The sequence below is a fragment of the Cellulomonas sp. 73-92 genome (assembly GCF_001898175.1).
Lineage (GTDB): Bacteria > Actinomycetota > Actinomycetes > Actinomycetales > Cellulomonadaceae > Cellulomonas.
In genome coordinates this window covers 11,957-32,361 of the sequence record NZ_MKTH01000012.1, presented here as the reverse complement: position 1 = coordinate 32,361, position 20,405 = coordinate 11,957, and the positions used below count along the sequence as shown (strand labels likewise).

At 75.4% G+C, this 20,405-nt stretch carries 17 protein-coding genes; 4 read left to right on the top strand and 13 right to left on the bottom strand.

Annotated elements, in window-relative coordinates; genetic code table 11:
• Positions 1-54: 54 nt before the first annotated feature.
• Positions 55-750, bottom strand: coding sequence for a metal-dependent transcriptional regulator (locus BGO37_RS05970; RefSeq protein ID WP_291753085.1), 696 nt, complete (start codon positions 748-750; stop codon positions 55-57).
• Between the two features lie 103 nt (positions 751-853).
• On the opposite strand from BGO37_RS05970, the gene serC reads away from it, so the two are divergent.
• On the top strand, positions 854-1,975 hold the full coding sequence (gene serC / locus BGO37_RS05965) for a phosphoserine transaminase (RefSeq protein WP_291753084.1): 1,122 nt from the start codon (positions 854-856) through the stop codon (positions 1,973-1,975).
• Between the two features lie 78 nt (positions 1,976-2,053).
• Here serC and BGO37_RS05960 read toward each other — a convergent pair whose 3' ends face one another.
• The 5 genes from BGO37_RS05960 to BGO37_RS05940 form a co-directional block, all read right to left on the bottom strand.
• A complete protein-coding gene (locus tag BGO37_RS05960; protein WP_291753082.1) occupies positions 2,054-2,764 on the bottom strand; it encodes a peptidase in 711 nt (236 codons plus the stop codon).
• 94 nt (positions 2,765-2,858) lie between these two features.
• Positions 2,859-5,081, bottom strand: a complete 2,223-nt coding sequence (locus tag BGO37_RS05955) for a DUF4012 domain-containing protein (protein WP_291753080.1) — start codon at positions 5,079-5,081, stop codon at positions 2,859-2,861.
• A gap of 60 nt (positions 5,082-5,141) precedes the next feature.
• Positions 5,142-6,437, bottom strand: coding sequence for an MFS transporter (locus tag BGO37_RS05950; protein ID WP_291753078.1), 1,296 nt, complete (start codon positions 6,435-6,437; stop codon positions 5,142-5,144).
• Complete coding sequence (locus tag BGO37_RS05945; RefSeq protein ID WP_291753077.1) at positions 6,434-6,859, bottom strand: MarR family transcriptional regulator; 426 nt, start codon at positions 6,857-6,859, stop codon at positions 6,434-6,436. Before BGO37_RS05945 ends, BGO37_RS05950 begins: the two co-directional genes overlap by 4 nt.
• Before the next feature lie 210 nt (positions 6,860-7,069).
• Positions 7,070-8,395, bottom strand: a complete 1,326-nt coding sequence (locus BGO37_RS05940; RefSeq protein ID WP_291753076.1) for a UDP-glucose/GDP-mannose dehydrogenase family protein — start codon at positions 8,393-8,395, stop codon at positions 7,070-7,072.
• 125 nt (positions 8,396-8,520) lie between these two features.
• Between BGO37_RS05940 and BGO37_RS05935 the strand changes: the two genes are divergently transcribed.
• Positions 8,521-8,988 (top strand): VanZ family protein, encoded by a 468-nt coding sequence (locus BGO37_RS05935; protein ID WP_291753074.1) that lies wholly within the window; start codon positions 8,521-8,523, stop codon positions 8,986-8,988.
• 143 nt (positions 8,989-9,131) lie between these two features.
• Here the strand turns inward: BGO37_RS05935 and BGO37_RS05930 are convergent, their stop codons facing one another.
• Positions 9,132-10,598 (bottom strand): NCS2 family permease, encoded by a 1,467-nt coding sequence (locus tag BGO37_RS05930; RefSeq protein WP_291753073.1) that lies wholly within the window; start codon positions 10,596-10,598, stop codon positions 9,132-9,134.
• A 172-nt stretch (positions 10,599-10,770) separates the two neighbouring features.
• On the opposite strand from BGO37_RS05930, the gene BGO37_RS05925 reads away from it, so the two are divergent.
• On the top strand, positions 10,771-11,004 hold the full coding sequence (locus BGO37_RS05925; RefSeq protein ID WP_291753072.1) for a DUF2530 domain-containing protein: 234 nt from the start codon (positions 10,771-10,773) through the stop codon (positions 11,002-11,004).
• Positions 11,005-11,029: 25 nt separating this feature from the next.
• Here BGO37_RS05925 and BGO37_RS05920 read toward each other — a convergent pair whose 3' ends face one another.
• The 6 genes from BGO37_RS05920 to BGO37_RS05895 form a co-directional block, all read right to left on the bottom strand.
• Positions 11,030-14,080, bottom strand: coding sequence for an ATP-binding protein (locus BGO37_RS05920; protein ID WP_291753071.1), 3,051 nt, complete (start codon positions 14,078-14,080; stop codon positions 11,030-11,032).
• Positions 14,077-15,000, bottom strand: a complete 924-nt coding sequence (locus BGO37_RS05915; RefSeq protein WP_291753070.1) for a DUF3027 domain-containing protein — start codon at positions 14,998-15,000, stop codon at positions 14,077-14,079. Before BGO37_RS05915 ends, BGO37_RS05920 begins: the two co-directional genes overlap by 4 nt.
• A 2-nt stretch (positions 15,001-15,002) precedes the next feature.
• A complete protein-coding gene (locus BGO37_RS05910; RefSeq protein WP_291753069.1) occupies positions 15,003-15,386 on the bottom strand; it encodes a cold-shock protein in 384 nt (127 codons plus the stop codon).
• A 72-nt stretch (positions 15,387-15,458) separates the two neighbouring features.
• Positions 15,459-15,938 (bottom strand): (4Fe-4S)-binding protein, encoded by a 480-nt coding sequence (locus tag BGO37_RS05905; RefSeq protein ID WP_291753068.1) that lies wholly within the window; start codon positions 15,936-15,938, stop codon positions 15,459-15,461.
• Positions 15,938-16,246, bottom strand: a complete 309-nt coding sequence (locus tag BGO37_RS05900) for a GNAT family N-acetyltransferase (RefSeq protein WP_291753067.1) — start codon at positions 16,244-16,246, stop codon at positions 15,938-15,940. Before BGO37_RS05900 ends, BGO37_RS05905 begins: the two co-directional genes overlap by 1 nt.
• Before the next feature lie 148 nt (positions 16,247-16,394).
• On the bottom strand, positions 16,395-17,612 hold the full coding sequence (locus BGO37_RS05895; RefSeq protein WP_291753066.1) for a M20 family metallopeptidase: 1,218 nt from the start codon (positions 17,610-17,612) through the stop codon (positions 16,395-16,397).
• 170 nt (positions 17,613-17,782) lie between these two features.
• Between BGO37_RS05895 and BGO37_RS05890 the strand changes: the two genes are divergently transcribed.
• Positions 17,783-20,404, top strand: a complete 2,622-nt coding sequence (locus tag BGO37_RS05890) for a helicase-associated domain-containing protein (protein ID WP_291753065.1) — start codon at positions 17,783-17,785, stop codon at positions 20,402-20,404.
• Position 20,405 lies beyond the last annotated feature (1 nt).

The following is a 20,405-nucleotide window of genomic DNA, read 5'->3' as shown; positions in this document are numbered from 1 at the left end:
CACCAGGCACATCACGGTGCCCGCGAGGGACCGGCCGCCGAAGTGGGACCTAAGTCACACGGCGGCGACGAAGATGTGGCGCGCAACCTCGTCCGGCAGGTCGAGAAGATCGGGCGATCCGGGCATACCGACGGTCACCATCCCGTCCTCGCGGACCACGCTGACGCGGGCGCCGGGGGTGACACCCGCGTCCGCGAGCCGGCCGAGCAGCTCGACGTCCACCTGCACCGGCTCACCGATGCGCCGGACGACCGCGAGCGTCCCGTTCGCGGGGCCGTCGGGGTCGACGAGCGAGACGACGCCCTCGAGGAAGCCCGGCACGGCGCCGTGCTCGCCGATCTCCGCCAGGCCCGGGATGGGGTTGCCGTACGGGTCGAAGTGCGGGTGCTCGAGCAGCTTCGTCAGCCGCATCTCCACCTGCTCGCTCATCACGTGCTCCCAGCGGCAGGCCTCGTCGTGCGCCAGCGGCCAGTCCAGGCCGATGACGTCGATGAGCAGCCGCTCCGCCAGCCGATGTTTGCGCATGACGCGCATGGCCTTGAGCCGGCCGGCCTCGGTGAGCTCGAGGTGGCGGTCGCCGGCGAGGACGACGAGACCGTCCCGCTCCATGCGCGCGACAGTCTGCGACACGGTGGGACCGGAGTGGCCGAGACGCTCGGCGATCCGGGCGCGCAGGGGCGTGATGCCTTCCTCGCTGAGCTCGTAGATCGTCTTGAGGTACATCTCGGTGGTGTCGATCAGGTCGCTCACGCGTCGCCTCCACGCCGTGTCCACGCTGTGCCAACGTCCCTTGCGGGCGCAGGCCGCCCCGGGATCCCAGGGTAGTGGCGTGGCCGGCGCATATCCTCGGCGCATGGCCCCCGATCTGCGCATCCCCGCCGACCTGCTGCCTGCCGACGGGAGGTTCGGGTCGGGCCCGTCGAAGATCCGGCCGGAGCAGGTGGCGGCCCTGTCCGCGGCCGGTGCGTCCCTCCTCGGCACGTCCCACCGGCAGAAGCCGGTGCGCGCGCTCGTCGGGCACGTGCGCTCGAGCCTGAGCGCGCTCCTCGGCCTGCCGGACGGCTACGAGATCGTGCTCGGCCTCGGCGGCTCGTCGGCGTTCTGGGACGTCGCGACCTGCTGCCTCGTCGAGCACCGCTCCGCCCACGGCGTGTTCGGCGAGTTCGGGTCGAAGTTCGCGGCGGCCACCGCCCGGGCGCCCTTCCTGGCCGAGCCGGCCGTGGCGCAGTCCGAGCCCGGCACCGTCGTGGTCCCCGGGCCCGTCGAGGACGCCGACGTCTACGCCTGGCCGCACAACGAGACCTCCACCGGGGTCATGGCGCCGGTGCGCCGCGACCCGGGGTACGGCGACGCGCTGGTCGTCGTCGACGCCACGTCGGCGGCCGGGGCGCTGCCGGTCGACATGTCCCAGGCCGACGTCTACTACTTCGCCCCGCAGAAGGTGCTCGCGTCCGACGGCGGGCTGTGGTTCGCCGCCGCCTCCCCCGCCGCGATCGAGCGCGCCGCGCGGATCGAGGCCAGCGGTCGGTGGGTGCCCGAGTTCCTCTCGTTCAGCGCGGCCGTGACGAACTCCCGCCTGGACCAGACCCTCAACACGCCGGCGCTCGCGACGCTCGTCATGCTCGCCGAGCAGCTGGACTGGATCGAGGCCAACGGCGGCCTGCCGTGGGCAGTGAACCGGTCCGCGACGTCCGCCGGCCACCTCTACTCGTGGGCGCAGGCACGCGACTGGGCGACACCGTTCGTGGCCGACGAGGCCGCGCGCTCGACCGTCGTCGGGACCGTCGACCTGCTGCCGCCCGTCGAGGCGGCGACCGTCACGGCGGTGCTGCGCGCCAACGGCGTCGTCGACACCGAGCCCTACCGGCGGCTCGGGCGCAACCAGCTGCGGGTCGGCATGTACCCGGCCGTCGACCCCGCCGACGTGCTCGCGCTCACCGCCTGCGTCGACTGGGTCGTCGAGCACCTGTCCTGAGCACGTCCTGAACGCGCGGACGGGCGCCCTCCGCGCCCCGTTCCGGGGGATGGCGCGGAGGGCGCCCGTCAGCCGTGGTCAGCGAGCGGCGCGCCGACGAACGATGACGCGGAGCCCGAGCAGGAGACTGCCGAGCAGGAGCACGCCGATGGCGGCGAGCATGACCGGCCCGGCGTCCGACGTGCCCGTGGCGGCCAGGACGGCGGTGGAGTCCTCAGCCAGCACCTCGGACCGCGGCGGGTCGGCGCACGGAGCCTGCTCCGGCGGGTAGGTGACGGTGACCGTCGCCTCGGGGTTGACCTTGAACGTCACCGGCACGGTGGGACGCACCCAGTTCCAGTCGTCGCCCTGGACCCACTGACCGTTGACCAGGCGCCAGCCGGGCCAGTCGGTGACGTTGCCCTGCGCGTCGACGACCGTACCGGGCCACAGGACGCTGCCGGACAGCGGCAGGTTCGCCTGCGTGAAGGAGTGCGGGCCGCTGGGGTCGCCCCAGACGAGCGTGACCGTGGTGTTCGGGGTGCCCTGGGGCTCGACCGCGTAGTCGAGCCACGGCGCGTTGCCCCGGCACACCGCCACCGCCTTGAGGACGACGAGCTGGCAGACGCCCGTTGCGGCGTACCCGCCCTCCTGGTCGAGGCATGCGTAGCCGGACGGACCGGGCGTGGCCGCGGGGGACGAGGTCGCCGGGGTGGAGGGCGAGTCGGCCGCCATGGCGGGACCCGCGATCGCAAGGGTCGTCAGCAGCACCGCTGCGACCGCGACCGAACGGTGTGCGAAGCGCAACACGATGACTCCCCGGTTGGGACGAAATGAACCCTTTGTCCAGATTGTGCCTTGTCGGAGGCAGATGAGCACCTGCTCGTCGGGGTGAAACCGATGCTCACCCGCCGCAGGAAGCCGTCTGCATCCCGTCGGACGTCAGGGTGGGCGTGCTCCAGACCGTCAGCGACCCGTCGTGGAGGGGCACCGTCGCGCGGTAGGTGGCGTGGCCGCCGGGCGGCAGCCACGACGTCACCACCTGGACCGCCCGGCCGGCGTCCGTGGCCATCGTCCCGGAGACGAACCCGTCGTCGAGCCCCAGGGCCCCGAGCTTGGCCCCGACGGGGCTGTACACGGTGATGTTCGTGGCCAGCCAGCCGGTCGGCAGGGCGCTGACGGGGAACCCCGTCACGTAGTGCGGGAGCTTGGCGACGTCCGCCGGGGGTGCGTACGTCAGGTCGAGGCGCACGGTCGCGGTCGGATCGGGCCCGGTGCAGCGCAGGTCCTCGACGCTGACCTTCGTCGTGAGGTAGTAGTCGAGCTTGCCCGCGGTGCCGTCGTCGAGGAACACCCCGGCGTCGTGCGGGTGGTCGCCGCTGAGGAACGCCGCGCCGAGGCTGCTCGCCGCCAGCCCGCTCTGCTCGTCGGCGTGCGACGACCAGACCCGAACGCGTCCCTGCTGCGCCGCCTTCGCCAGCGCGTCCACGACCGCCAGCCGGTCGCCCTGGCCGTTCCCGACCGCGTGGAAGATCGCCGCCGAGGCGTCCAGGTACAGGGCGTCCGCGGCGGCGTTGTCCCACCCGTGCGGCGTGTTCGTGTAGGGCAGGTCGACGTAGACGTCGCGCAGCAGGGTGCTCACCAGGGAGCTCGCATCGAGCGTCGTGCCGGAGCGTGTGGTCACCGGGCCGGTCGCCTTGAGCAGCTCCGCCGCCGCGACCGCGTCCGTGACGATAACGCCGTCGACCTTCTGCCCGGTCTCCGCGTCCCATCGCGCGGCGATCAGCTGCGCCGTCCGTGGGAAGTCGGGCGTCATCGTGGCGTCCTGGATCCAGCGGCCGAGCCGGTTCGTCTGGATCGCGTCCTCCTGCGGGGTCAGCGGCAGGATCGGCGTGGCCAGGCCGGGGAAGCTGCTCGTGGTGAGCTGCTCGCCGAGGTCGATGGTGCCGTTGTCGGCCTTGAGCAGCGCGACCGCCCCGACGATGCCGCCCTGCGTGCGCAGCTCGGCCGAGTTCAGCGCGACGAGCAGGTAGCTGCGCGGGCCCTGCGCGCCGAGGAGCGCCGGCAGGAGCTTCGCGAGCTGCGCGCCCGAGCTGACCGTGCCCGAGACCTGGGCGAGCTGGTGCTGGAGCTGCACCACCGGCGCCGCCAGGCGCGGCGTCAGCCCGGAGGCGTCGATCGCGGCGATCGCGCGCGACGAGGCGTCGACCTGGTCGGCCGCGGCGACGATCGGCGGCAGGGCGTCGACGAGCGGGCCGAGCACCAGCCGGCCGTCGGTGCGGGGCGCGTCCTGCGCCGAGAGCGCGCCGTCGACGGCGTCGAGCGCGGGCCCAGCGGTGCGCACCAGGTCGTCGAGCGCGACCGTCACCGTCCGCACCGCGCCGAGCTGCCGACCGGCCCAGGGCAGCACCGTCGCGGCGCGCCACACGGGGTCGTCGACCGCGCGCCGCGCCGTGTCCAAGTGCTGCACCAGCGGCGGCAGCGCCGCCTTCAGGCTGACGAGGTCGCCGTCGCGGGCGTCCTGGGCCAGGGCGGTCACGCCGTCCTGCGCGGCCTGGAGGGCACGGCCCGCCTGGTAGACGCGGGCCGCGAGCCAGGCCGCGGCGCCGACGAGCACGACGAGGACGACGACCACGGCGACGAGCACCCGCCGCCGCCTGCGCCGTCGCGCGGCCAGGACCACCGGGGCGTCCGGTCCACCCGCGGACTTGGACGCGTCGACCGCGAGCACGCGGTCGGCCGGCGCCTCGCCGAGGGGCGCGTCGTCGGCCCTGGTTCGGTCGGGGGCGGCGTCATCGGCAGCGAGAGGGGCACCGGCCGGCTGCTCGGTCGAGCGCGCATCGTCGGCCGGGCTGACGACGGGAGCGACCTCGTCGGCCCCGCTCCGGTCGGGAGCGACCTCGTCGGCCCCGCACCGGTCGGGAGCGACCTCGTCGGCACCGCTCCGGTCGGGAGCGACCTCGTCGGCCTGGCCCCGGTCGGGCGCGACCTCGTCGGCCAGCGCCTGGTCGGGGGCGACCGCGTCACCCGCACCCTCGGCGGGCAGGACAGCGGCGCCACCGGCCTCGTCCGGGAGCAGCTCGACGGCGGCCCCGGGCTCCTCGGCGCGGGACGAATGGTCGCTCACCTGGCGATCGTGACATATCGGGCACGCGCCAACCGCGCCGGGGGCCGCAGTTCACCCGGGTCAGACCGGTGCGCGCGTCCCTAGCATCCGTGCGTCGTCCCGCGGGTACGTCACCTGCAGGTGCGGGTGCTCGTCGGCCCGGAAGCGGACCCGGACGTGCATCGAGCGCCCGACCCAGACCAGCGCGGCCACGGCGACCATCACCGCGGTGATGCCGCCGATGCCGATCGCCCACCGGGCGCCGAACTGCTGGCCGACCCAGCCGACGATGGGCGACCCGAAGGGCGTGGCGCCCTGGAACACCATCATGTAGAGCGCCATGACGCGCCCCCGCATGCGCGGCTCGGTGCCGAGCTGGATGGTCGCGTTGGCGGCGGTCATCATCGTCAGCGACGCCAGGCCCACCGGGACGCACATGATCGCGAAGGTCAGGTAGGTGGGCATGATCGCCAGCAGGCAGGCCGCCACGCCGAAGGCGAAGGCGGCGCCGACGACGAGCCGCACGCGCGGGTTCTCGCGGCGCGCGGCGAGCAGCGCACCGGACAGGGAGCCGATCGCCAGCACGGAGCCGAGCAGGCCGTACTCCCCCGCGCCCTTGTGGAACACCGTGCGGGCGATGAGCGCGCTGGTCATCTGGAAGTTGAGGCCGAACGCCGACACCACGCCGATGACGACCATGATGACGAGGATGTCCGGGCGGTGGCGCACGTACGCCAGGCCGTCCCGGATCTGGCCCTTGGACCGGGCGACCATCGGCATCGGGTGCAGCTCGGTCGTCCTCATCGCGACGAGCGCACCGATGGTGCAGGCGAACGACGCCGCGTTGAGCCAGAACATCCAGCCCGTGCCGATCGCGGCGATGAGCAGGCCGGCCGCACCCGGGCCGACGAGGCGGGCGGCGTTGAACGACGCGCTGTTGAGGCCGACCGCGTTGGCCAGCTTCTCCTTCGGCACGAGCTGCGCGACGAACGTCTGGCGGACGGGCGCGTCGAACGCGGCCGCCACGCCGAGCGCCGCCGCCAGCACGTAGACCTGCCACAGGCGCACGTGCCCGGACAGCACCAACGCGCCGAGGATCGCCGCGAAGACGCCCATCGCGCCCTGCGTCGCCATGAGCAGCCGCCGCCGGTCCAGGCGGTCCGCCAGCAGCCCCGCCCACGGGGAGAGCACCAGCGCCGGGGCGAACTGCAGCCCCGTCGTCAGGCCGAGCGCGACGCCGGAGTTGTGGGTCAGCTGCGTGAGCACCAGCCAGTCCTGCGCCGTGCGCTGCATCCAGGTGCCGATGTTCGACACCAGCGCGCCCGTGAACCACAGCCGGTAGTTCCGGAAGGAGAGGGACGAGAACGTGGTGCTCACGACGCGGCGATCTCCTTGAGGAGCGCGGCCGCACGGGCGAGCACGGCGCGGTCGTCGGGCGCCAGCCTGGCCAGGCGCGACGTCAGCCACGCGTCGCGGCGGCGGCGCGTCTCGCGCACCTCCGCCTCGCCCGCGGGTGTCAGCGCCACGACGACCAGGCGCCCGTCCGTCGGATCCGGGCCCTTGCTGACCAGGCCGAGCTCGGCGAGGCAGTTGACCGTGCGCGTCATGCTCGGCGGCTGCACGCCCTCGATCTCCGCGAGCCGGCCCGGGGTCGTCGGGCCCTCGCGCGTCAGCACGACGAGCACGGAGTACAGCGGGTACGACAGGTGCGCCTCGCCGACCTGCGCCCGCAGCCGCCGATGGGTGCGGCCGACCGCCTGTCGGAGGTCGGCCGCGAGGCCCGCGCTGGTGATGGCCACGATCGTTAGCATAACTCATTACTCAAGGTAACGATCGTCGCGAGAAGAGCCGCCGCACGCCCGTCTCCCCGATACCCCAGGCCCCCGGCCCCCCAGCCCCCAACCCCTCAGGCCCCGGGCCTCAGGCCCCCGGCCCCCCGGTTCTTCACTTTCCTGAAGCCTGGGCTGCGATTCGCTGCCAGAAGTTCAGGAAAATGAAGATGGGGGTGCTCAGGGGCGGCCGAGGGCGCGGTAGGTCCAGCCGGCTGCGCGCCAGCGGGCGGGGTCCAGCACGTTGCGTCCGTCGAGGATGGCCTTGCGGTTGACCACGGCGGCCAGCTCGTCGGGGTCCAGGTCGCGGTACTCCGGCCACTCGGTGGCCAGCAGCACCACGTCGGCCTCCTCGGCGGCCTCCAGCGCGGTCGCGGCGAACCGCAGGTCCGGCCACTTCGCGCGGGCGTTCTCGATCGCCTTCGGGTCGGTCACCGTCACGTGCGCACCCTGCAGCTGCATCTGGGCGGCCACCGACAGGGCCGGGGAGTCACGCACGTCGTCGGAGTCCGGCTTGAACGCCGCCCCGAGCACCGCCACCCGTCGCCCGACGATCGAGCCGTGGCACACCTCGCGGGCCAGGTCGACCATCCGCACCCGGCGGCGCATGTTGATCGAGTCGATCTCCCGCAGGAAGCCCAGCGCGTCGGAGACGCCCAGCTCCCCGGCCCGCGCCATGAACGCCCGGATGTCCTTCGGCAGGCAGCCCCCGCCGAAGCCCAGGCCCGCGTTGAGGAACCGGCGCCCGATGCGCGGGTCGTAGCCGATCGCGTCCGCCAGCCTCGTGACGTCCGCACCCGTGGCCTCGCACAGCTCGGCCATCGCGTTGATGAAGCTGATCTTGGTCGCCAGGAACGAGTTGGCCGCCACCTTCACCAGCTGCGCCGTGGCCCGGTCCGTCACCACCAGCGGGGTGCCGGCCGCCAGCGGGGTGGCGTAGACCTCGTCGAGCACGGCCCTGGCCTTCTCGCCCGCGGGGGTGGTCACGCCGTCGTCGTCGGTGGGCAGGCCGTAGACCAGGCGGTCCGGGTGCAGCGTGTCCTGGACGGCGAACCCCTCCCGCAGGAACTCCGGGTTCCAGACGAGGGTCGCGCCGGTCGCCTCCAGCGACGCGGCCAGCCGCTCGGCCGTGCCCACCGGGACGGTGGACTTGCCGGCCACCACGTCGCCGGCCTGCAGGAACGGCGTCAGGGCGCTGGTCGCCGCGTCGACGTAGCTCAGGTCGGCCCGGAACTCCCCGTGCGACTGCGGCGTCCCCACGCAGATGAAGTGGACCGCCGCGCCCGCCGCGTCGGCCATCTCGGTGGAGAACGTCAGCCGCCCGGTGGCCGCGACCTCCTCGAGCAGCTCCGGCAGGCCTGGCTCGTAGAACGGCGCCCGGCCCTCGCGCAGGGCCGCGACCTTCCGCTCGTCCACGTCGATGCCGACCACCTCGTGCCCCAGCCGCGCCATGCACGCGGCGTGGACCGCACCGAGGTACCCGCACCCGATCACCGAGACCTTCACGCCCGAGCCCCCATGTCGAATCCGCACGAATGCCGCGAATCTACCCAAGCGGCGAGCCCGCACCGACCGGCGGTCGAGGGGTTCACCCGCAACATCGCCCCATCATGGGTCCGTACCCTGGGCCGATGCCCTCCGCACGCGCCGCCCGCGGCCGCGCCGTCACCCGGGTCGTGTTCGGCTGCTACCTCGTCGTGCTCGGGTACCTCGTCTTCACCCCGCAGCCCGACGACCACCGGGCCTTCGGCTGGGTGCGCCGCACCATCGACTGGGTCGCCGCGCACGGTCTGCCCCTGACCTTCGCCGTGGCGGAGGCCATCGGCAACGTGCTGCTGTTCGTGCCGTTCGGGCTCCTCCTCGGCGGCCTGCTGGGGCTGCGGCGGTGGTGGCTGGTGTGGCTCGTCGGCTCGGCGACGTCCGCGGCGATCGAGACGATCCAGCTGGCGATCCCCGGCCGCTGGACCACCCTGCAGGACTGGATCCTCAACACGCTCGGCACCGCGCTCGGCCTCGCCGTCCTCGTGCTGGTCGCGCCGCGCACGCGCACCGCTGCGGAAGCCACCGCGCGAGCGCAGCCCCCGTCCGCGAGCGCATAGTTCGTCGGCGAGATCGGGGCTTCCGGCGCCCGAAACCCCTGCGTTCGCCGACGAACTATGCGCTCGGCGGGCGGGGAGAACCGCCGGGATGACGAAGGGGGCCGGGTCCCGCGGGACCCGGCCCCCTTCGGCACCGGTTGGCGTCAGCTGACGAGCGACTGCAGCGGCCCGCGGATGAAGTAGGCGACGAACAGCAGCGCGATGAGCCACAGCAGCGGGTGGATCTTGCGCGCCTTGCCGGCCACGGCCTGCAGCACGACGTAGAGGATGACGCCGCCGCCGATGCCCGCGGTGATCGAGTAGGTGAACGGCATGAGGATCATCGTCACGAACGCCGGGATGGCGATCTCGTAGCTCTTCCAGTCGACGCCCAGCACCTGGGTCACCATGAGGAAGCCGACGACGACCAGGGCGGGCGCCGCGGCCTCCGACGGGATGACCGCCACGAGCGGCGCGAGGAACGTCGACAGGGCGAAGCAGATGCCGGTGATCACGGAGGCGAGCCCGGTCCGCGCGCCGTCGCCGACGCCGGAGGCCGACTCGATGTACGCGGTGTTCGACGAGACGCCGGCCGCGCCACCGGCCACGGCGGCCAGGGAGTCGACGATGAGGATCTCGCGGGTCTTCGGCGGGTTGCCGTTCTCGTCGTTCAGGCCGGCCTCGGAGCCGATGGCGACCATCGTCCCCATCGTGTCGAAGAAGTCGGACAGCAGCAGCGAGAACACCAGGACGATCGCGGTGATCGCGCCGATCTTGCCGAACGCGCCGAAGAGCGAGAAATGGCCGAGCAGCGAGAAGTTCGGCGTGTCGACGATGGTCTTCGGCAACGACGGGACGGTCGACTTCCAGCCGGCGGGGTTGTCCTGGGAGGCCGCGCCGACCTTGGTGATGGCCTGGACGACGATGCCGACGACGGTGGTGCCGAGGATCGCGATGAGGATGGCGCCGCGCACCTTCTTCACCATGAGGATGACCATCGCCAGCAGGCCGACGACGAAGACGAGCACCGGCCACGTCTGCAGCGACCCGAACTGCCCCAGCTCGACCGGCGTCGCCGCGCCCGGCGGCACCCGCACGAAGCCCGAGTCCACCAGGCCGATGAAGGCGATGAACAGGCCGATGCCGACGCTGATGGCCGTCTTGAGCCAGGTCGGCACCGCGTTGAACACGGCCTGCCGGAACCCGGTGAGCACGAGGATCGTGATGACGATGCCCTCGAGCACCACGATGCCCATCGCGTCCTGCCACGCCATCTTGGGCAGCGTCGCGATGGAGAACGCGACGACCGCGTTGATGCCGAGGCCGGTGGCCAGCGCGAGCGGGAAGTTCGCCCAGACGCCCATGAGGATCGTCATGACGGCCGCCACCAGCGCGGTCGTCGCCGCGATCGTCGCCGGCGAGGCCAGCGCCTGCCCCGTGGCGTCCTTGCCGCCCAGGATGATCGGGTTCAGCACGATGATGTAGGCCATCGTGAAGAAGGTGACGAACCCGCCGCGGATCTCGGTGCCGATGGTGGAGCCGCGTTCGGAGATGTGGAAGTACCGGTCGAGGAAGTTCTTGGGCGACCCGTCGCTACGCGTGGGGGTCTGCGTGGTGCTGGGGGAGGACATGGCGGAAGTGTGACAGAGGTGTGTGCGCCGCCGAAGACCGTTTCACGAGCCGTAACACGGGGTTAACGCGGGGCCTCTGCCGGGTGTCACCGGCGCCCCTTGCACCCGTTCGCCGCGACCGGCGCTCACCCTTCGGGCCGGCGCGGCCGGGCCGGACGGATACCCTCGCCGCATGACCTCCCCCGCCCCCGACCCCGGCGAGCCGATCCAGGTCGACCTCGCACGGGTGGCGGGCGTCGGCGCGCTGGTCTGGCTGGTCGCGCTCGTGGTGTGTCTGCTGCTGGCCGTGTTCTCCCTGATCTCGTGGACGCCGGTCGAGGTCTGCGGCGTGGGCGTGCTCCTGGGGATCTTCGGGGTCGCGTGGTCACGCCGGCACGACCGCATGGGACGCCGCCTGCCCCGCTGACGCCACCCCGGCGTGCCGCCGGCCGTCAGTCGTCGAGCTGGGCCTCGGCGGCGCGCCGCTCGTCGGCCAGCACCGCCTCCAGCGCCCAGCGGCGGTCCCAGCGGCCGACGACCTGGGCGAGCCCCGCGGCCAGGCCGGCGGTGGTCACCGCGTGGACGCCGGCCTCGTCGGCCCAGAACTCGACGTCCACGCCGTCGACGCGCAGGTCGTCGTGCTCCCACCAGGTGCGCGGCGCGTCGTCGGGCAGGAGCGCGCGGGCCGCGTCCGGGACGGGCTGCCGCACGCCGTCGCCCGAGACCTCCCCCGCGGCGAGCTCGGAGGCCAGCGGCAGGTCCAGCACGTCCGCGAGCGCCGCGGGGTCGCCGCCCGCGAGCACCGGCACGATCGCGGCGACGTCGGTGCGCTGACGCCACATCGGCGCGGCCGCCACCGCGGCATCCTCGGCCGGCACCACGGCGGCACGGTCGGGGCCCACCATCGCGACGACCTGCTCGGGCGGCCCGCCGGGCGCGTCTGCCGAGAGGCGGGCCAGCGCGCGCCACGCCGCGACGGCGTCGGCGGGAGCCACCGCCTGGCCCACCGGCAGCGCGTCGAGCAGACGCACCCAGCCGTCGAGGTCCAGGCCGTCCAGTCGGGTCCCGCCGAGGGCGCCCAGAACCTCGTCGTCGAGCCCGTCGAGCCAGCCGGGCGCCGTCGGCAGCCATCCCGAGGCGCCGCCGAGGGCGAACGGGCCGCCCACCGGTCCGCGCGTGCGCAGCCACCAGGAGGTGTACGAGGGCGCGCGGCGCCCGTGCTCGTCGACCACCGGGGTCGTCAGCGCCCGCCGCAGCTCGGGCGTCCCGGCGACGAGCCGCAGCACGTCGGGCCAGGCGTCCTCGAGCACGGCGTCGAGGTCGGCGATCGCGGCGACGTCCCCGACGAAGGCGCCGGGCGCGAGCTCGTCGGCCAGGTGCTCCAGGTACTCGGGCCACCCGTCGAGGGCCTCGTCGGGCTCGTCGGCGCCGGGGTCGGCGACGACGTCGCGCAGCCGCATGACGACGAGCGACGAGCGCACGCCGACGGCCCGCAGCACGTCCTCGCCCCACCGGTCGACCGCCGCCAGGCTCACCGGCGCGAGCACGCGGTCGTCGAGCAGCCGGGCGGCGGGCGAGCCGGGCAGCACCAGGCCGTGGGCGGGGGCAGGCTCGCCGTCCGCGGCGGTGAGCTCGACGAGACCGAGCCACGGCAGCTCGGGCACGGCGCCGTCGTCGAGCACGCGCCCGACGACGTCCAGGACGGCGTCGGTCACCGCGCCGTCGCCCTCCTCCTGCTGGAGCACCGCCTGCCGCACGGCGTCCGCCGCCAGCACCTGTGCCGGCGTCGCCGGCTCGGCGCCCAGCCGCTCGAGCACGGGGTGGGCGGCCTCGGGGTCGACGATGCGCACGCCCCACGTCGTCAGCGCGCGCAGCGTCGCGGGAGCGAGCCGGGACACGTCGTCGGCGTCGAGCAGGAGCGTGCCCCGCGCGCCGCGGACCACGCGCCCGCCGGCCAGCGGCACGGGCAGCGCGGCGAGGGCCTCGCGCGCGAGCGGGTCGTCCGCCGCGCCGTCGAGCGCCGCGTACACGTCGGGGCCGAGGGCCAGCGGCAGCTCGTCGACGACCTCGGCGAGGGGGCGCGTCTCCACCCCGAGCACGCGGGCCTGGGACGCGTACCGCTCCGGGATCCGCACCAGGCCGCTCACGTGCGCCGCGAGGGCGGCGGCGGCGCGGTCGTCGAGCTGCGGGTCCGTGACCACGGCCGCCTGCGGCACGACGAACCCCTCGGCGCCCGCCAGCAGGGGGGTGCGGGCCAGCCGCTCGACGATCCGCTCCGCCAGGGCGGCGTCCACCCGACCGGACGCCAGCCCGATCGGCACGAGCGCCAGCGGCTCGACCGCACCCGGCAGCGCGGCGGCACCGGCCGGCGACCGATCCCCCGCGCGCGCGTCCCCCACCGCCCGGCGTCGATAGTCGCCCGCGGCGTCGATACCTGTACCTGTCGACGCCGCATCCAGGTATCGACCTGGCGCCCGGTCCTCGTCAGCCAGGCGCGCGGCGAGGGTGGCGTAGGCGTCGGCGGCGCGATCGAGCAACGCGTCGGTCAGCGGGCCGGCCGCCACATGACGGCGCGTCGGGTCCAGCGGGAGCGTGGCGACGAGCAGCGCGGGCAGCGTCAGCGGGTCGTCGGTCGGGGTGGGCGCGTGCACCACGCGCGGCCAGTCCTGGCCCTCGCGCGGCAGCGCCCAGGTCACGCGCCAGGCCCGGGCGTCACGCTCCTCGACCGGGCGGTCGGCGAGCAGGGACAGGGGCAGCTCGCCCTCGGCCGTCGTCACCGCCCAGCGGCGTTCGACGTCGGCGATCCGGCGCACCCGCTCGTCGTCCTCGACGACGATCTCGACGAGCCCCGGCAGGGCCAGCAGCAGCGCGTCGTCGACGCCGGCCAGCAGGCCCGCCACCTCGTCGGCCGCCACCTCGTCACGCAGCTCGAGCACCACCGCCGTGTCGTAGCCCGTCGGCGGCCGCCCCTCGGCCGGCCACGGCAGGCGCAGCGCCGGGAGGGACCCGTCCCGCCGGCGGACCTCCTCGGCCAGGCCCGGCACGTCGCTCGACGCGGCGCCGAGCGCCGCCGCCGTGTCCGCGAGGGAGAACCGCACGCCGCCGCCGGTCGACAGCACGCCGACCTCGTCGGACACCGCCCGCACGGCCGCGAACCCCACGCCGAACCGGCCCACCGTGCGCCCGTCCCGCTTCGCCGACGCCCGCATCGACGCGAGCGACGCAACGCCCGCCGCGGTCAGCGCCTCGCCCGTGTTGGCGGCCACGAGGACGGCACGGCCGTCCGTTCGCGCCAGACGAAGCAGCAGGTGGCCGGGCACGCCCGCGCGGATCGCCGCGTCCGACGCGTTCTGCGCCAGCTCGACGAGCAGGCGGTCGCGGTAGTAGCCGCGGGCGTGGTCCTCCTCCGTGTTGGCGTCCTCCCGGAGGCGCGCGGGCAGCGCGCGCCAGGCCTCCAGCACGGCGGCGCGCAACGCGGCGGTGCCGAAGGCGTCGCCGGTCACGGCTCGGCGGGCTCCTCGCGCGGCTCGTCGGCCTCGGCCAACGACTCGACGGGCGGCTCCTCGGCGGTCTCCGTGAGGTCCTCGACGGGCACGTCGATCTCGTCCCCGGGGACGTCGACGTCCACCACGTCGCCGGCCGACGGCGCGTCGGCAGCACCCTCCGGCACCACCTCGACGGCGGCGACGTGCGCCTCGACGATCTCGACGGCCTCGTCGTCCACGATCGGGTCCGGCGCCGGCCACTCCGTGACGGCGGCGACCTCGGTCTGCGAGTGCGCCCCGCAGCCGTGGTCGAGGCTGACGACCTTGCCGTCGTCGGGCGACCACTCGTTGGCGCACACCCCGAAGACCTGGCCGAGCGGCCCCTGCAGCGGCACGAGGAACCCGCACGTCGCGCACGCCGCCTCCGACGCCAGCGACCCGGCGCTCGTCGGCCCGCGCGACCCGCGGTACCAGCGCTGCGCCGCCTCCTCGCGACCCTCGGGCGAGAGGATCCGCTCGCGTGCGAGCGCCAGCTCGTCGATCGCCACGGCGTCGACCTCCGCGTCGCCGGACGGCCGCCAGCCGGGCACAAGCCGCGGGTCGTCGGGCCGGAACGGCAGCACGTCGCCGGGGCCGATGTCGCCGGGACGCAGCCGCTCGGCCCACGGCACCCAGGCCTTGGCGAGCACGGCCTCGCGGCCCGGCAGGAGCGCCGCCTCGCTCACCGTGACGGTGCGGCCGCGCGGCACGCGCGCCACGGTGACCGTCCACTCCCACCCGTGGTAGCCCCGGGCGAGGTTGGCGAAGCGGTGCGAGACGAGCCGGTCGGCCTCCTCGACGGCGCCGAGGTAGTCCCCGACGTCGGCGGGGTCCTCGGCGAGCTCGACCGCGACCTCGCGTGCGAGATCGACGGCCTTGTCCAGGACGGCGTCGGCCACGGTCAGGCCTCGAGGTCGTCGGCGACGGCGCGCAGGAGCTGCGCGTACTTGCCCGCGCGGTCCTTCTCCGGGTAGCGCCCGCGCCGCAGGTCGTTGCCGACCTTGTCGAGCACCTTGATGAGGTCCTCGACGACGACCACCATCTCGTCCGCCGGCCGGCGCTTGGCCTTGGCCACGGACGGCATCGGCTCGAGCATCTTGACGGACAGCGCCTGCGGGCCGCGGCGGCCGTCGGCGACGCCGAACTCCACCTTGGCGCCGGGCTTGGGCGCCGTCACGCCGGCAGGCAGCGCCGAGGCGTGCAGGAATACCTCGCCACCGTCATCGCTGGCGATGAAGCCGAAGCCACGCTCGGCGTCGAACCACTTGACCTTGCCGGTCGGCACGGCGCACCCCTTGTCTCGCTGAAGCTGTACCGCACGAGTTTACCGGGCGGGTCCCGCTCAATTCGCGGTCTGTCAGTCGTCGGTGACCGCGGGCTCGGAGTGCGGGCGTCCGCCGCTCGGCTCGCGGTCCGTCACGGCGACGCTGCGCCAGCCGATCCGCTCGTGCGACCCGTCGCAGAACGGCTTGTTGCCCGAGGAGCCGCACCGGCACAGGGCCGCCCGGGTCTCGGTCATCCGGCCGGCGTCGCCGAGGTCGAGCCGCAGGTCGCCCCGCACCAGCAGGGGACCGTCGGGCACCGCCGTCACCGTCGTCACCGGGTCGGGAACCTCGGCCGGGCCGTCGTCGAGCTCGTAGTGCAGCGCGCCCGTCGGGCAGCGGCGCACCACCTCGGCGACGAGCAGCGGGTCCCGCTCGTTGTCGACGACGATCCACGGGCGCCGCTCCGGGTCGAACACCAGCGGCAGGCCGCGCACGCACTCGGCGACGTGCCGGCACCGGGTGCGGTCGTAGTGGACGGTGATCCCGGTACCCGGGTAGGCGCGGTCCGCCATCACGCCTCCGGCGGGGCGGGCGTGTGGCCGACGAGGTCCCTGTACTCGTCCTCGTGCTTGCGCAGGAACGCCCGCACGTACGGGCACAGGGCGATGACGCGGAGGTTGCGGGCCCGCACGCTGTCGAGCGCGGAGCGGACCAGCTGGGTCGCGATGCCCTGCCCCTCGTACTCCTCCGGCACCTCGGTGTGCGTGAAGACGACCGCGTCCTCGCGCATCGTGTAGTACGCCGCGCCGACGAGCGTCCCGCCCGGCAGCCAGGCCTCGAACCGCTCGCGCTCGGGCGCGTCCGCCACGGTGACGTCCATGCCTCGATCGTGCCGTGCGCGTGGGGTTGCGGCACGTGGGCACACCGCGCGCACCGGTGCCGATCGGCGGACGACGACCCGGTGACGCGCACGACGAGCCGGCGACGCGGTCCGGGGAGCGCCGATCAGGGCTGGCGGCGCCGGACCGTCAGCCCTGCGCGAGGCGGTCCAGCGCCAGGGCGGCCAGGACGGCCGGGCCTACCGCGAGGGCCTCGTCGGCGAAGCGGGCGCCGGCCGAGTGGTTGTACGGGGCCGTGCCCGGGTCGAGCCCGGGTGGCGTGGCGCCGAGCCAGAAGAAGGCGCCAGGCACCTGCTCGAGCACGTAGGAGAAGTCCTCCGCGCCGAGGACGGGCTGCGCCTCCTGCACGTACGTGGCCTCGTCGTACATCGCGGTGGTCAGCGTCGCGAGGCGGGCGACCTCGGGGGCGTGGTTGACGGTGACCGGGTAGCCGGGGATCCACTCCAGCGCGGCGGTCATGCCGTGGGCCGCCGCGATGCCGTCGACGAGGCGCCGGATGCGCTCCTCGGCCGCGGCTCGGTGGGCCGCCGAGAGCGTGCGGACGGTCGCGTCGAGCAGGGCGTCGTCGGGGATGATGTTGTTCGCGGTGCCCGCCTGGACGAGGCCGGCCGTCACCACCACCGGGTCGAACACGTCGAACGTGCGGGTGACCATCGACTGCATGGCCAGCAGCATCTCGGCCGCCACGGGCACGGGATCGGCCGCGTACCAGGGCGTCGACCCGTGGCCGCCGCGCCCGTGCACGGTCACGCGGAACCGGTCGGCCGCCGCCAGCAGCGGACCTGGCCGGGAGGCCACCCGGCCGGCGGCCAGCAGCGAGGCCCGAACGTGCAGGCCGTAGCCGGCGACCACACGCTCGCCGGCGGCCTCCAGGACGCCCTCGGCGATCATGAGCTCCGCGCCGCCGTCGCCCTCCTCACCGGGCTGGAACATGAAGACGACGGACCCGGGGAGCTCGTCGCGCCGGGCGGCCAGGAGCCGGGCGGCGCCGACCAGGCCGGCCACGTGCATGTCGTGCCCGCACGCGTGCATGACGCCGGCGTTCTCGGAGGTGAACGGCTCCCCCGTCGCCTCCGTCACGGGCAGGGCGTCCATGTCGCCGCGCAGCAGCACGGCCGGACCGGGGCGACCGCCGTGCAGCACGGCGACGACCGAGTCGAGCGCCGCGCCGGTCCTCACCTCGAGGCCCACCGGTGCCAGCGCCTCGAGGATCAGCGCCTGCGTCGCCGGCAGCCGCAGCCCGATCTCGGGGGCGCGGTGCAGCGCGTGACGCAGGCCGGCGACCTGCGGCAGCTGGTCGACCGCATCGGCGCGCAGCGCGGCGAGGGTGGCGAGATCGAGGGTCATGGTGGGGGCCTCCGGGACGGGATCGACGCGTCACGCTATCGCCCGGCAGGCGACGCCCTGGTCAGCGCGGACGGCCGTGAGCGAGCGCGACGACGACACCGCACGAGGCGGCCGGTCCCGACGGAGGCGTTCGCGCCGGCACCGGTGCGCACGAACGTAAAGTTGTGCGGATGGCCATCTCCGACTACCTGACCGCGCTGGACGACGAGCACCTCGTCGCCCTGCTGCGTCGTCGGCCGGACCTGGCGTCCCCATCCCCCGTCACGCTCGCCTCTCTCGCGGCGCGCGCCACGTCTCGCTCCAGCCTGGAACGCGCGCTGGCCTCGGTCGATGCCGCCGTGCTGCAGGCCGTCGAGGCGGTCGTCGCGCTCGCGCCGGACGGACCCCCGAGCCGCGAGCGCGTCGTCGCCGCGATCACCGGGCCGTCCGCCGGTGACGGAGGGACGGGGTCCTCGCCGGCACCGACCCTCGCGCTCCCCGCGGCGCCGGGCGACGGCGGGGCCGCACCGCTCGGCGCGGCCACGGACGCGTCGTTCGTCGGGCGCGCCGTGGACGAGGCGATCGGGCTCGCGCTCGTGTGGCCCGACGACGAGGGGCTGCATGCGGCGCCCGGGCTCGCCGAGATCCTCGGCCCCTACCCGGCCGGCCTCGCGCCGGCTCCGACGGAGACCCGGCTCACAGCACCTGCCGGCACGGCGCCGACCGGCGCCTCCCCCGCCGCCACCGCCCCGGCCGGCACCACCCCCTCCGGTGCGATCGCCTCGCTCGCCGCGGGGCCCGCGCCGGTCGTCGTGCCGGGCGACCTGCCCGCCGACGAGCGCGCCGTGCTCGACGCGCTGACGTGGGGACCACCGGTGGGGCTGGTCCCCGCCGCCGGCAACGCGGCCCTCCCGGTCGTCGGGCGGCTGCTCGACGCCGGGCTCCTCGTCCGCGGCGGCGCGCGGCAGGTCGTGCTGCCGCGGGCGGTCGCCCTGGCGCTGCGCGACGGGCGGACCCACCGCGCGGCAGCCCGGCCACCGGCGCCCGACTGGCCGGTGCGGCGGCCGGACGTCGTCGCGGCGGAGTCCGCGAGCGCGGCCGAACGGCTGGTGCGGCTCGTCGTGCGTCTCGTGACGGCCTGGGGCGAGGAGCCACCCTCGGCGCTGCGGGCCGGCGGCCTCGGGGTGCGCGACCTGCGGGCGCTGGCACACGCGCTCGACATCGAGGAGGCGGAGGCCGCGTTCGTCGTGGAGCTGGCGAGCACGGCGGGCCTGGTCGCCGACGACGGCGAGGAGCGGCCCTCGTTCGCGCCGACCGAGGACGCCGACGCCTGGCTCCGCCGCGACCTGCCGGCCCGATGGGCGCACCTGGCCGCGGGGTGGCTGACGAGCGAGCGCACGCCCTGGCTCGTCGGGACGCGCGACGAGCGTGGCTCGGCGCACGGCGCGCTCGAGCCCGACCTGCACCGCCGGTGGGTGCCGCGCGTCCGCGCCGCCGTGCTCGACGTGCTCGCCACCGCGCCGGCCGGCGCCGCGCCCCCGCTCGACGACGTGCTGGCGGTGCTGCGCTGGCGCACGCCGCGCAACGTGCCTCCGTCCGGCGCGGTGACCGCCCTGCTGCGCGAGGCGGAGCTGCTCGGCGTCACGGGCGCCGGCGCGCTCTCGCCCGCCGGCCGGGCGTCGCCGATCGACCCCTCGGCGGCCGCCGACGCCCTCGCGGCATCGCTGCCCACGCCGGTCGACGAGGTGCTGCTGCAGGGCGACCTGACGGGGATCGTGCCGGGCCGCCCGGGCGACCGGCTCGCGGCGCTGCTCGACCGCACCGCGGTGGTCGAGTCGCGCGGTGGCGCGCTGACGGTGCGGTTCACGCCCGAGTCGGTCCGCGCGGCGCTCGACGCGGGCGCCACCGCCGACGAGCTGCTGGCAGAGCTGACGGCGGTCGCCCGGAGCGGCGTGCCCCAGCCGCTGCGGTACCTCGTGCGCGACACGGCCCGCCGCCACGGCGTGCTGCGTGCAGGCGTCGCCCTCGCCTACCTGCGGGCCGACGACGCCGCGCTGCTCGCGGGCCTGCCCGACGACCCCCGCCTCGCGGGCCTCGGGCTGCGCCTGCTCGCGCCGACCGTCCTCGTGGCGGCGGTGCCGCCGGTGGAGCTCGTGACCGCGCTGCGCGGGCGCGGGCTCGCGCCGGTGATGGAGGGGCCGGACGGCCTCGTCGTGCACGCGCCCGCGGTGCGGCGGCGCACCCGCCCGCGGCCGCAGCGCGAGGAGCAGCCGCCCGACGACGAGGCCCGGCTGACCGCCCTCGTCGCACGCCTGCGACGGGCCGAGGCCGAGGCCTCGCGCGACGGCGCGCACGAGGGCGGGCCGTCGACCGTCGGCGGCAGCGGCGCGGGTGCCGCGAGCGGCCGCTGGGGCGCCGGGCAGGAAGGGCTGGGACGGGCGACCGGCCGCGGACCCGGCCGCTCGACCGGGGCCAGCCGCCCGGTCGCCGCGCGCACCGGCCACGCGGCGGACGCCGCCCGCGGGAGCGAGGCGCCGGCCGGATCGCCCGGTCCCTCGAGCGCCGCCCGCCCGGCCCCCGACGCGCCCTCCGGAACAGCCGACCCGGCCGCCGCGTTGCTGCTCCTGCGCGAGGCGGCCGCCGAGCGCTCCCTGGTCTGGGTCGACGTCGTCGGCGGGCGGGGTGTGCTGGAGCGGCGGCTGCTGCGTCCCGTGAGCGTCGATGGCGGGCGGCTGCGCGCGATCGACCCCGCCCGCGAGGCGGAGCTCGTCGTGGCGGTGCACCGCATCGCCGGCGCCGAGCGAGCGTCATGAG